The organism is Caballeronia sp. GAWG1-5s-s (genome assembly GCF_023631445.1).
GTDB lineage: Bacteria > Pseudomonadota > Gammaproteobacteria > Burkholderiales > Burkholderiaceae > Caballeronia.
In genome coordinates this window covers 261,759-273,329 of the sequence record NZ_JALQDC010000023.1, presented here as the reverse complement: position 1 = coordinate 273,329, position 11,571 = coordinate 261,759, and the positions used below count along the sequence as shown (strand labels likewise).

Genomic DNA, 11,571 nt, shown 5'->3' with positions numbered 1-11,571 from the left:
CGGGCGCATCGGCGCCGCGCGGCGCGTCGGCGGCAATGGCGGCGTCCGGCGCCGCAGGCACGGGCATGGCAGGCATGCCGGCGATGCCGGGCATGGCGAGCGGCGCATCGCATGCGCTCTATAGCGGCGACATGAAGATGCCGCCGCTTCCGCCGCCCGAGCCGCCGATGGTCCGCTACTGGCGCGCGTACAGCGAGTGCATGCAAAACCGCGGATACTTCGTGCGATGAGCGCCTGAGCGCGCTCGAGCTTCGTCGCGAGATTGCGGCGAAGCAGGCAACGCCGGGAGCGATGCATGAGCCGCCAATTCATTCACGAAGGACATTGCGCGTGTGGCGCGGTTCGGGTGCGCGTGTTCGCGGAGCCGAACGAGGTGAATCTGTGTCACTGCATGACGTGCCGCCGCATCCACGGCGCGCCGTTCGGCGTGTACGCGATTTTCGCGCGCGACGCGGTGGAGGTGTCCGGCGATACCATCGGGTGGGAAAGCTCCGCGACGGGCCGCCGCCATCACTGTCCGACGTGCGGCTCGCCGGTCTATCTCGCGTTCGATGGCGTGCCCGAGATCGAAGTGCCGACCGGCATCTTCGATGAGATCGGGCTGTATCCGCCCGAGTATGAGATCTGGCGCGATACCGCCGAGCCGTGGCACGACGCTCAAGGCCGGCCGCGTTACGTGCGCAGCCGGCCTCAGTAGCAGTTCTGCAGTTTTACGATCGGGTTGACGCCGTTCGTTTCAGCGCAAACGGCGCGGCCTCAGTAGCGGGCAATACTTCAAGACCGATGTGCCACCCCCAAGGCCAGCCGCGCTACGCGCAGCCGGCCAGATCAGCGCCTCAGCACTCCACGATCGCCTTCACGACGCCCGCCTTCGGGTCCAGCAACGACGAAAACTGCGCGGGCACATCGTTGAGCGCCATGCGATGCGTGTTGAGCGCATCCGTCGGCACGTCGCCGCGGCGCATCGCGGCGAGCACCGTCTCGAAGTCCTCGGGCGTCGCATTGCGGCTCGCGAGCAGCGTCGCCTCGCGCTTGTGGAACTCGGGATCGGCGAAGGAGATGCGGTCCGGCACGATCGAAACGAGCACGTACTTGCCGCCGTGCGCGATGAACTCGAAGCCGCGCTCCATCGCGCGCGAATTGCCGGTCGCGTCGAACACCACGTCGAAGAACTCGCCGTTCGTCAGTTGCGACAACTCCTCCTTGTCGCGCTCGCCGATCTGCACGGTGGCGTTCACCTTGAGTTCGCGCTTGCAGAACGCGAGGCGGTCCTCGCGCGTATCCAGCGCGGTGACGTTCGCGCCGCGCAGCCGCGAGAACGTGATCGCCGCCATCCCGATCGGTCCCGTGCCGACCACCAGCACGCGCTGGCCCGGCTGCACGTCGGCGCGGCGCACGGCATGCGCGCCGATCGCGAGAAATTCGACCATCGCCGCCTGATCGAGCGTGACGCCTTCGGCCTTATGGACGAATTGCGCGGGCAGATTCAGATATTCCGTGAACGCGCCGTCGCGATGCACGCCGAGCACCTGAATGTTGACGCAGCAGTTGGTCTTGCCCTGACGGCACGCAATGCACTTGCCGCACGACAGATACGGCATCACATAGACGGTATCGCCCGCTTTGAGGCCGCTCGCGGCGTCCGCTTCCTCGATCACGCCGGACAACTCGTGGCCCATCACGCGCGGATACGACAGATACGGCTGATTCCCGGTGAAGATGTGCAGGTCCGTGCCGCACACGCCGACGCGCTTCACGCGCAGCAGCACTTCGTTCTCGGCGCGCTGCGGCTTCGCGCGTTCTTCGGCCTTGAGGGTGCCGGGGGTTTCGCAGATGACGGTCAGCATCGTGTCTCTCGTTCGAATAAGGTGGGGCAGCGCATCAATCTATCGGCGCGCCGCCGTTTGGTCAAGCCAATTCCAGAATCGACGAAGTGGTAAGGCCGGTGCATCGGTCGGCATTAAGCCTTATATTTTCAAGATACCGCACCGGCAACTACCGCGCGTTTTTTTGCGCACCAAGGACAGCACGTGCTTTCACTTCATGACTTTGTCGAGCGGCATCCGCGGCTCTTCGTACTTTCCGGCGCGGGCATCAGCACCGAGTCCGGCATTCCCTGTTATCGCGATCGCGAAGGCCAGCGCACCGGCCGCGCGCCGATTCTCCTCAAAGACTTTCTCGACTCCGATTACGCGCGGCGGCGCTATTGGGCACGCAGCCTGATCGGCTGGCCGGTGGTGGCGAGCGCGCGGCCCAACGCGGCGCATCACGCGGTGCGGGCGCTGGCGGCCCGCTCGCGCGTGCATCGGCTGGTGACGCAGAACGTCGACGGACTGCACACGCGCGCCGGAAATCCGGACGTGATCGAACTGCACGGGAACATCGGCCGCGTGCGCTGCATGGACTGCGGCGCGCGGCACGAGCGGGCGGACGTGCAACGCCTGCTCGAAGCGGCGAATCCCGACTTCGTGGGCTACACGGCGCCTGCCGTGCCGGACGGCGACGCGCTGATCGAAGACCTGGACTTCGGCGCGTTCGACGTGCCCGGCTGCACGCGTTGCGGCGGGCTGCTCAAACCGGACGTGGTCTTCTTCGGCGAAGGCGTGCCGCGCGAGATCGTGCAGGACGCGGCGAGCGCGCTCGACGGCGCGGACGCGATGCTCGTGATCGGCTCGTCGCTGATGGTGTATTCCGGCTACCGCTTGTGCGAGTGGGCCGCGAAAAGCGGCAAGCCGATCGCGGCCATCAACATCGGCAAGACGCGCGCCGATGCGCTGCTCGCGCTGAAGGTGGAAGCACCGTGCTCGGAGGCGCTGGGCGAACTGATCGCGCGGCTCGACGCGCGATCAGCAGGCAGCGAGGCCGCGCCCGCTTAGCTTCTTATCGACAACACTCTGAGCACCGGCCTGCCGCTCGGCATCCGACCTCCGCTAGAACAGCGCGGGCCGCGTTGCGGTGAAGATGTCGAACCTTCGCTGACCGCGCGAAGGTGGAAGCGTCGTGCTCCGAGGCGCTGGGCGAGCTGATCGAGCGGCTCGACGCGCGATCGGCAGGCAGCGAGGCCGCGCCCGCTTAGCTTCTTATCGACAACACTCTGAGCACCGGCCTGCCGCTCGGCATCCGACCTCCGCTAGAACAGCGCGGGCCGCGTTGCGGTGAAGATGTCGAACCTTCGCTGACCGCGCGAAGGTGGAAGCGTCGTGCTCCGAGGCGCTGGGCGAGCTGATCGAGCGGCTCGACGCGCGATCGGCAGGCAGCGAGGCCGCGCCCGCTTAGCTTCTTATCGACAACACTCTGAGCACCGGCCTGCCGCTCGGCATCCGACCTCCGCTAGAACAGCGCGGGCCGCGTTGCGGTGAAGATGTCGAACCTTCGCCGACCGCGCGAAGGCGGAAGCGTCGTGCTCCGTCCGGGGCGCTGGCAATCAGCCAGGCCGCGCCCGCCTAGCTTGCCTCGCGCGCTGACGGGGAAGCGCCAACCTCGGAGCGGCTGGGCATGTTGATCGCGCGGGTCGACGCGAGGCCGGTGGACGGCGAAGCCGCGCCCGCCTAGCTCGCTTGGTTCGGCAACACGCCAAGCCACGCCAAGCGTCTTGGCGAGCCGCTCGGCATCGGACATCCGCGAGAACAACGCGGGCGTCGCGCGGGCCGGGTCACTGTGAAAATGTTGAACCTTCGTCGCCCGCGCTGAAGGCCTACGCGACCTCATTGCACGGCTCGATGCACCATCCGCAATCAGCGAAGCCGCGCCCCGCCTAGTTCGCCTCGCGCGACAACACGCCGAGCGCCTCGGCCAACCGCTTTGCATCCGACATCCGCGAGAACAGCGCGGGCGTCACGCGCACCACGTCTCCCGCGTCGGGACCCGGCCGCGTCACCGTGAAGATGCCGAAGCGTTCGCGCAGCGCATCGCACGTCGCGCGGGCACTCTGGCCGTCGAGCCGGAAAGCGGTGATGCCGACCGCCATCGACGGATCGTCCGGCGTCAGAATGCGCACGCCCGGCAGCGCGCGCGCCGGCTTTACCCACGCATCGCGCAGCGCCCGCAGACGCGCTTCCTTCGCACGTGCGCCGATGCGCGCGTGCAAGTCCAGCGCCGCCGGCACCGTGGCCCACGCGGCGAAGTTCGGCGAGCCGGTATGCACGCGCGAGCGGATGTCGTCGGCGGGCCAGGCGCGGTCGCCCAGATACGGATCGATGTTGTTCAGATGTTCACGGCGGATGAAGATCGCGCCGCAGCCGAGCGGCGCGCCGATCCACTTGTGCAGATTCAGCGCGGCGAATGGCACATCGAGCGCGGGCACGTCGAAGTCGAGCGCGCCCCAGGAATGCGCGGCATCGGCGATCACGTCCGCGCCTGCTTCTTTCGCCAGCGCCGACAGTTCCGCGACAGGCATCACGAGGCCGGTGGCGAAGCAGACGTGCGAGAGCAGCACGAGCCGCGTTCGCGGATGCCGGCGCAGCGCTTCAGCGTAAGTTTCGATGACCGCGCGGCGAAAATCCTCGTTCGCGCGCGGTTCGGGAATCGTGATCCGCACCGGCGTCACGCCGCGCCGCTCGCGCAGCCATTCCATCGCATCCTTGCCGCACGGGTAGTCGAGATCGCTGTACAGCACGGTGTCGCCCGGCGACAGGCGGTTGTAGCCGCTGATGAGCGCGAGCAGCGCCTCGGTCGCGTTGCGCGTCAGTTCAATTTCGTCGACGCCGCAGCCCATCGCCGCCGCGACGCGCTCGCGCAGGCCGTCGTGGATCGCGCCCCAATGCGGGCGCACGAGCGTCGTCGTTTCGAAATTCAGGCGGTCGATCCAGTGATGGAACACCGACTTCACCGGCTCGGCCATCGCGCCCCAGTAGCCGTTCTCCAGATTGACGACCGCATCCGTCTGCCGATACAGCGCGCGCACGGCGTCCCAGTAGGTCTCGTCGGTGGCGACGTCGGCGGACGATGCAGGCGTGGGCGGCAGCGCGCGCAACGCGGCGTCGAATTCGGGCGTGCGGATATCGAGCGGATCGGTCATGAGGAAATCGAGCGGGGAAAGGCGTCAGTATCGCCGATCGCGCGACCGGCACTCCATGGACAGCGCATCGACGATTCGCCGGTCCAGCCCTTCAGACCTGCGCTCGCCGCGCCGTAATAAAAAACGAACGCACGATGCGACGTCAGCAAACGTTCGCGCGTGCTTTTTCACGCCGAAGCGCGTGAGCGCCATGCACACAACGAATTTCCGGACCTGAGAGAGCCCAAGCGTGAATCTCCGCAACGTCACCATCAAGAACAAACTGATTGCCGGCTTCGGATTGCTCGCCGTGCTGCTCGTGCTGGTCGCGGGCATGTCGCTGCGGGCGCTGTCCACGGCGACCGACGGCTTCGCGCATTACGTGCACGGCATCAACGCGCGCGCCGACGTGGCCGCGCAGGTCCGCGCCGCCGTCGACCGCCGCGCCATCGCAGCGCGCAATCTCGTGCTGGTCACGAAGCCGGCCGATGTCGAACTGGAGAAAGCCGACGTCGAGCGCGCGCACGCGGACGTCCAGGCGCGCCTCAAGCAGTTGCAGGACATGATCGCCTCCGCAAGCGACGCGAGCGACAAGGCGCGCAGTCTCGTCGCCGAAATGACGCGCGTCGAGGCGCTGTACGGCCCGGTTGCGACCGCCATCGAAGCGCTCGCGCTCGCGGGCCGTCACGACGAGGCCGTGTTGAAACTCGACGAGGATTGCCGCCCGCTGCTCGCGCGCCTCGTGAAGGCGACCGAAGACTACGCGGCCTACACGAAGGTGCGCCGCGACGACATGGTGCGTCAATTCGAGGCGAACTATCAGGCGCAGCGCGACTTTCTGCTCGCGCTGAGCGTGTTCGGCGGGCTGTTCGCTGTGATCGCGGGCATCGCGGTCACGCGTTCCATCACCGCGCCGATTGCCGAAGCGGTCAGGATCGCGCAGACCGTGGCGCGCGGCGATCTGCGCAGCCGGATCGTCGCCGAGACGAAGGACGAAACCGGCGATCTGCTGCGCGCGCTCGCCGACATGAACGCGCGCCTGACCGATACCGTGAGCCTCGTGCGTGAAAGCGGCGGTGCCGTCGGCAGCGCGGCGAAGGAACTCGCGGTGGGCAATACCGACCTGAGCCAGCGCACCGAAGAACAGGCGGCGTCGCTACAGGAGACGGCAGCCAGCATGGAGCAGCTCACGTCGACGGTTCGTCAGAACGCGGACAACGCGCAGCAGGCGAGCTCGCTGGCATCGAATGCGTCGGAAGTCGCGCGCAAGGGCAACGATGACGTCGGCCGCGTCGTGTCGACGATGCAGGGCATCAGCGACAGCTCGGCGCGGATCGCGGAGATCACCGGGATGATCGAGGGCATCGCGTTTCAGACGAACATTCTCGCGCTCAACGCGGCGGTCGAGGCGGCGCGCGCGGGCGAACAGGGACGCGGCTTCGCGGTCGTCGCAACGGAAGTGCGCAGTCTGGCGCAGCGGTCCGCGACGGCGGCGAAGGAGATCAAGGAACTGATCGCGGAGTCGGTCGACAAGGTGCGCGACGGCTCGGCGCTCGCCGGTGAAGCGGGCTCGACGATGAGCGAAGTCACGCAGGCGGTCGCGCGCGTGACCGACATCATGGAGGAAATCGCGGCCGCGTCGGTGGAGCAGGGACGCGGCATCGAGCAGATCAATCAGGCCATCACGCAGATGGACGAAGTGACGCAGCAGAACGCGTCGCTCGTGGAGGAAGCGGCGGCCGCGTCGCAGGCGCTCGAAGAACAGGGACGCAAGCTGAACGAAGTGATGGCGTTCTTCAGCGTCGAAGCGGGCGGTTCGGCTGTTGCGGCGCCTGCGCCGGTCGTCGCGCGCAAGGCAACGCGGCCCGCGCCGGTCCGCAAGGAAGTGGCAACCGCTGAAGCTGATGCGAGCGGATGGAGCACGTTCTGACGGCGCCAACCGCCGCCGCCGCGGTCACGCGTTCACATCCACGATCACGCGCCCTTTGATCTCGCCGCGCAGCAGGCTCGCCGCGCTTTCCGGCGCATCGGCGAGCGAAATGGTGCTCGCGACGCGCTCGATGGTCTCCACAGGCACGTCCGCCGCAATCGCATTCCACGCCGCGATGCGCCGTTCGCGCGGCACGTAGACGCTATCGACGCCGAGCAGCGCGACGCCGCGCAGAATGAACGGCGCGACCGTCGCCGGAAAATCCATGCCCTGAGCGAGCCCGCACGCGGCGACCGCGCCGCCGTATCGCAAGCTCGCGCAGACGTTGGCGAGCGTGTGGCTGCCGACGCAATCCACCGCCGCCGCGAACCGCTCCTTCTGCAGCGGCTTGCCCGGCCCGGACAACGTCTGTCTGTCGACGATATCCGCCGCGCCGAGCTCGCGAAGCCGCGCCGCTTCCTCCGGCCGGCCCGTCGATGCCAAGACGCGATAGCCGCGCTTGGCGAGAATCGCCACCGCGAAGCTGCCGACGCCGCCGTTCGCGCCGGTCACGAGCACGTCGCCATCGCCGGGCGCGACGCCGTGCTGCTCCAAAGCCTGCACGCAGAGCATCGCCGTATAGCCGGCCGTGCCGACGGCCATCGCCTGACGCGTCGTGATGCCCGCTGCGAGCGGAATCAGATGCCCGGCCGGCACGCGCGCCTTCTGCGCGAGACCGCCCCAGTGCGTTTCGCCCGCGCCCCAGCCGTTCATCACGACGAGATCGCCCGGCTTGTAATCCGCGTGCGTGCTCTCCTCGACGACGCCCGCGAAGTCGATGCCGGGCACCATCGGAAAGGTGCGCACGACCGGTCCCTTGCCCGTGATCGCGAGCGCGTCCTTGTAATTGAGTGTCGAATATTCGATGCGCACGAGCACGTCGCCCTGCGGCAAACGCGACTCGTCGATTGACTGAATCGACGCAACCGTGCGGTCGTCCTGTTTGTCGAGCAGCAGCGCGTTGAACATGGGAGTTCCGTCGAACGTAAGAGGGATGCAGCGGCGGCCGCGCCGCTGCGTCATTCAGTTACCACGTCAGTGATGTTCGGCGTCGGCGCGCGGCGCCGGCGTGGACTTCACCTTCGAGTACTGGAATTCGGGCAGCGCCTTGATGGCGTCCTTGGTCGCGCCCGGCAGCACGAGCTTGCCGTTCTTCACGTCGAACTGCTCGATCGGAATCGCCACGTCGTGGTGCGACACGCCGAGGAACTGATTGGCCGCGATGATCGCGAACGAGACCGAATGGTCGGGCGCGATGATGATGTCGTGGATCACGCCGACGCGCGCGCCTTCGTCATTGACGACAGGCTTGTTCAGGATCGACTTCTTGACGCTCCATCCGTCGATGATCGCGGTCGAGACCTGGACGGACACGCCGAGCGGCTGCGCGCCCGCGACCTGCGCGAACGAAGAGGTGGAAGCAAGGCCGATGGCCGACGAAGCGAAGAGCGATGCCACGAGTTTCAAGTTCATATCGATTCCTCAAAAGATTTGGCAAGACGGTTCTGCGAAAAGGCGCAATGGACGGCGCGGTAGCAGTTTGACCGTTTCCCGGGGCTTTTGCATGAACCGCGCCGCCGCTCTTTTCTTTCTTCCGCCACTCAGTGCGATAGGTGCTTGAGCGCGTTGCCTTTATGGACCGCGCGCTTGCCGCTCTTGTCGCTTTCGACTTCGTAGTGGGGATCGTCTTTCGACGCGTTGACCGTGTGACCGTCGAGGGTGGTGCGCTCGGAAATGACGCGCACCACGCGGCCCGTGGTTTCGCCCTGCGGCGTGTTCCAGCTCACGTGGTCGTGGACTTTCAGCGATCGGCTCATGTCGGGCTCCGTTGAAGTAGACATGCGCCTGCTGCAACGGCCATGCCTGTAGCCCGAATCAGCGCAGGCGCATGAGCGTCGCTTCGTCCGGCTGGCCGTCGAAATGGCGGCGCAGCGTTTCGTCGAAGATCGGCTCGTCGGGCGCGGCGCGCGCGAACAGCGTCATCGACGAATGGAATTTCATGTGGTCCGGATAGCCGAAAATGTCCTCGACGCTGCGCCCCTCGACGCCATTGACGATGCGCGTCAGTTCGACGAGCCGCGCGCCCAGCACCGGATGCGCGAGATACGCCTGCGCCTCGGCAAGCGACTGAATCGCGTAACGCTGCGCCATCGGGCTGTGCCCGAGCCCGGCGATCTGCGGAAACACGAACCACATCCAGTGCGTGCGTTTGCGGCCGGCCGACAACTCGGCGCGCGCTTCATCGATGATGCTTTCCTGCGCACTCACGAAGCGTTGCAGGTTGAACGGATCGCCCATCGATTGTCTTTCTCCCGTTGAACGTCACGCGACGGCTTCCTGGATTCGCCGTTTCAGCGCCGCATCCGGATAGACGCCGATGCCCGCGTGAACGTTGTCGATCATGTACTCGCGGCGGCCCGTGCCCGGAATGACGCACGTGACCGCCGGATTGCCCAGCACGAACTTGAGCAGAAGCTGTGCCCAGCTCGCGCAGCCGAGTTCCGCTGCGAAAGGCGGCAGCGGCTTGCCGCGCAGTTCGGCGAGCAGCGACCCGCCGCCGAACGGCTGGTTGACGATCACCGCGACGCCGCGGTCCGCCGCGAGCGGCAAGAGGCGCGCTTCGGCGTCGCGGTCGTTGGCGGCGTAATTGATCTGCACGAAGTCGACGCGCTCGGCGCGCAACACGGCTTCGACCTGCGGGAAGGCGCTCGACGTGTAGTGCGTGATGCCGAGATAGCGCACGCGCCCGGCGGCTTTCCAGTCGCGCAGGGTGGCAAGCTGCGTGCGCCAGTCGAGGAGATTGTGGATCTGCATCAGGTCGATGCGGGGCGCGGCGAGGCGCAGCATCGACTGCTCCATTTGCGCGATGCCTTCCTCGCGGCCTTCGGTCCAGACCTTGGTCGCGATGAACGCCTTGTCGCGCGCGTGCAGTTCGGTGAGCAGCGCGCCGGCGACCGCTTCGGAGCTGCCGTACATCGGCGAGGAATCGATGACCGAGCCGCCCGCCGCGAACAGCACGCGCAGCACGTCGGCGAGTTCGCGGCGGCGGTCGGCGTCGTTGCCGACATCGAACGTTCGCCAGGTGCCGCATCCGACGACCGGCAATGCCTCGCCGGTCGAGGGAATCGGGCGTTTGTGCATCGGCTCGATGGCCGTGTCCGCGGCGAATGCGCCAGCGCCGGGCAGGGCGAGCGCGGCGGCCGCGGTCGCGCGCAGGAAGTCGCGCCGGCCGGGCGAGCGCCGCGCGTTGAGAGGCTTCATGGCTCGGACTCCCGCTTTCGTTGTGCAGGAGCCACAGAATAAACCGCGCGGCGCCGACCCGCGCGCTACTTCTTTCTCGCTTCCTCCAGGCACGCGGCGAGTTTTTCGAAGTAGGCGAGCGCCTTGGCGGTCGGCACCACCGATTTCGTGCGCAAGTCCGCGCCGGTTTCATCGAGCGTGACGAGACCTTGCTGTTTGAGGCGCGTGAGCTTGCGGTGGACGGTGGCGGGCGCGCCGGCGACCGACAGCGCCATTGTTTCGGTGACCGTCAGCGTGCGGCCCGCGTGCCAGGCCGCCGTCAGCGCTTCGAGAAGGCGCTCCTCGGCCGCGTCGAGCTTCGGCACGGAAGGCAGCGCCTGCACGGCCTGCGCGAGATTCAGAAAGCGAAAGTAAGCGTCGACGAGCGGTTTCTTCGTCATTGTCATGCGCTTGCTCCAGCGTCCAGGGAATTTGACATCGTAGTGCACTGAATCATACTTGTCTGCGTGTGGCGCTTCGTCCACAAAAAAACTTATCAAGCTGATAAGCAAATGCTATGATGCGAAGTAATCGAGTTGGCAATGAATTGCTGCATATGGCTGATTGCTACGCGAGAACCTGAGAGAGATGAGAAGCAGTGAAAACAGGCGCCGCCCGGTATTCGAGCCGGGCGGCGTCATCCTTCGCGCGGTTCACGAGTCGGTTCACGAGTCGCTCAAACGCCGCCGCAACGGCGGGACCGTCACCATCACCCATAACGCCAGTTTGATTGCGTAAATCACGATCAGACTGCCGGACAAATCTCCCACCACCATGACCACGAAGCGCTTGCCCGCGCCCGCGGCTTCGCCATGCATGGCGAGCCATATCTGATGCAGCGCCGGACTGGCAATCGAATACAGCAAAATCAGTAAAAGAAGACGCTTCGCCGTCAAGTTCGATAACGACGTGCGCAAGCCGAGCGCGCCAGTCGCGAACAGATAGATGAGATAGGGCGCGAGTGCCGAAATGGTGCCGTAAAAAAGCGAGCGCACCGGATCGTGCGGAAAATACAGAAAGACGCAACTCAACCAGGCTGCGCACAGCATGCCTATTGCGCCGGCTTCTCCGAAGAGCAGCGTACAGAGCAAGCGCATTCCCGCCGGCAGATAAATCCAGTTAGCGCCGGGCACGTACTCGGAATGCGGAAACAGTAATTCATTTCCGACAAGCGTGATGAGAAAGAGCGCGGCCGTGCCCGCGATTATCGGCACGCGTTGACGAAGATATTCCATGACATGTGATAACGGTGAGGCAACGGCGCGAGTCGCGCTAAAGTGCGACTTTCAGTTCGGCTGATATGCGCAAATCGCAGACAAGCAGCGTT

General features: G+C 66.2%; 11 protein-coding genes and 2 pseudogenes. 4 read left to right on the top strand and 9 right to left on the bottom strand.

The window, feature by feature from the left end; genetic code table 11:
- Positions 1-230: pseudogene (locus NCR34_RS17820) on the top strand (hypothetical protein); the annotation flags it as partial.
- Between the two features lie 65 nt (positions 231-295).
- Entirely contained in the window at positions 296-697 is a 402-nt protein-coding gene (locus NCR34_RS17815; protein WP_250500731.1) for a GFA family protein, read from the top strand.
- 139 nt (positions 698-836) lie between these two features.
- On the opposite strand, the gene NCR34_RS17810 is transcribed toward NCR34_RS17815, so the two are convergent.
- On the bottom strand, positions 837-1,847 hold the full coding sequence (locus NCR34_RS17810) for a zinc-binding alcohol dehydrogenase family protein (protein WP_206468337.1): 1,011 nt from the start codon (positions 1,845-1,847) through the stop codon (positions 837-839).
- 180 nt (positions 1,848-2,027) lie between these two features.
- On the opposite strand from NCR34_RS17810, the pseudogene NCR34_RS17805 reads away from it, so the two are divergent.
- Positions 2,028-2,876: pseudogene (locus NCR34_RS17805) on the top strand (NAD-dependent protein deacetylase); the annotation flags it as partial.
- An 878-nt stretch (positions 2,877-3,754) separates the two neighbouring features.
- Here NCR34_RS17805 and NCR34_RS17800 read toward each other — a convergent pair.
- Entirely contained in the window at positions 3,755-5,017 is a 1,263-nt protein-coding gene (locus NCR34_RS17800; RefSeq protein WP_250500729.1) for an aminotransferase class V-fold PLP-dependent enzyme, read from the bottom strand.
- A gap of 229 nt (positions 5,018-5,246) precedes the next feature.
- On the opposite strand from NCR34_RS17800, the gene NCR34_RS17795 reads away from it, so the two are divergent.
- Positions 5,247-6,926, top strand: coding sequence for a methyl-accepting chemotaxis protein (locus tag NCR34_RS17795; protein WP_250500728.1), 1,680 nt, complete (start codon positions 5,247-5,249; stop codon positions 6,924-6,926).
- Between the two features lie 24 nt (positions 6,927-6,950).
- On the opposite strand, the gene acuI is transcribed toward NCR34_RS17795, so the two are convergent.
- The 7 genes from acuI to NCR34_RS17760 all read right to left on the bottom strand — a co-directional run bounded on the left by acuI (position 6,951) and on the right by NCR34_RS17760 (position 11,479).
- The gene (gene acuI, locus NCR34_RS17790; protein WP_250500727.1) at positions 6,951-7,934 is read right to left on the bottom strand and encodes an acrylyl-CoA reductase (NADPH); all 984 of its coding nucleotides are present in this window, start codon (positions 7,932-7,934) and stop codon (positions 6,951-6,953) included.
- Between the two features lie 66 nt (positions 7,935-8,000).
- Positions 8,001-8,438, bottom strand: coding sequence for a PRC-barrel domain-containing protein (locus NCR34_RS17785; protein ID WP_248322408.1), 438 nt, complete (start codon positions 8,436-8,438; stop codon positions 8,001-8,003).
- Positions 8,439-8,566: 128 nt separating this feature from the next.
- The gene (locus tag NCR34_RS17780) at positions 8,567-8,782 is read right to left on the bottom strand and encodes a hypervirulence associated TUDOR domain-containing protein (RefSeq protein WP_250500726.1); all 216 of its coding nucleotides are present in this window, start codon (positions 8,780-8,782) and stop codon (positions 8,567-8,569) included.
- A gap of 58 nt (positions 8,783-8,840) precedes the next feature.
- Positions 8,841-9,263: a DUF1810 domain-containing protein gene (locus tag NCR34_RS17775; RefSeq protein WP_250500725.1), complete on the bottom strand. Its 423-nt coding sequence runs from the start codon at positions 9,261-9,263 to the stop codon at positions 8,841-8,843.
- A 24-nt stretch (positions 9,264-9,287) separates the two neighbouring features.
- Positions 9,288-10,226, bottom strand: a complete 939-nt coding sequence (locus NCR34_RS17770; protein ID WP_250500724.1) for an aldo/keto reductase — start codon at positions 10,224-10,226, stop codon at positions 9,288-9,290.
- A 65-nt stretch (positions 10,227-10,291) separates the two neighbouring features.
- Positions 10,292-10,651, bottom strand: a complete 360-nt coding sequence (locus NCR34_RS17765; protein WP_175941611.1) for a winged helix-turn-helix domain-containing protein — start codon at positions 10,649-10,651, stop codon at positions 10,292-10,294.
- A gap of 258 nt (positions 10,652-10,909) precedes the next feature.
- The gene (locus tag NCR34_RS17760) at positions 10,910-11,479 is read right to left on the bottom strand and encodes a hypothetical protein (protein ID WP_248322405.1); all 570 of its coding nucleotides are present in this window, start codon (positions 11,477-11,479) and stop codon (positions 10,910-10,912) included.
- Between the last annotated feature and the right edge of the window lie 92 nt (positions 11,480-11,571).

Excerpts from the sequence above, each read along its gene's own strand:
- NCR34_RS17815 (WP_250500731.1), top strand. The coding sequence starts at position 296 with ATGAGCCGCCAATTCATTCACGAAGGACATTGCGCGTGTGGCGCGGTT.
- NCR34_RS17810 (WP_206468337.1), bottom strand. The coding sequence starts at position 1,847 with ATGCTGACCGTCATCTGCGAAACCCCCGGCACCCTCAAGGCCGAAGAA.
- NCR34_RS17800 (WP_250500729.1), bottom strand. The coding sequence starts at position 5,017 with ATGACCGATCCGCTCGATATCCGCACGCCCGAATTCGACGCCGCGTTG.
- acuI (WP_250500727.1), bottom strand. The coding sequence starts at position 7,934 with ATGTTCAACGCGCTGCTGCTCGACAAACAGGACGACCGCACGGTTGCG.
- NCR34_RS17785 (WP_248322408.1), bottom strand. The coding sequence starts at position 8,438 with ATGAACTTGAAACTCGTGGCATCGCTCTTCGCTTCGTCGGCCATCGGC.
- NCR34_RS17780 (WP_250500726.1), bottom strand. The coding sequence starts at position 8,782 with ATGAGCCGATCGCTGAAAGTCCACGACCACGTGAGCTGGAACACGCCG.
- NCR34_RS17775 (WP_250500725.1), bottom strand. The coding sequence starts at position 9,263 with ATGGGCGATCCGTTCAACCTGCAACGCTTCGTGAGTGCGCAGGAAAGC.
- NCR34_RS17770 (WP_250500724.1), bottom strand. The coding sequence starts at position 10,226 with ATGAAGCCTCTCAACGCGCGGCGCTCGCCCGGCCGGCGCGACTTCCTG.
- NCR34_RS17765 (WP_175941611.1), bottom strand. The coding sequence starts at position 10,651 with ATGACAATGACGAAGAAACCGCTCGTCGACGCTTACTTTCGCTTTCTG.
- NCR34_RS17760 (WP_248322405.1), bottom strand. The coding sequence starts at position 11,479 with ATGGAATATCTTCGTCAACGCGTGCCGATAATCGCGGGCACGGCCGCG.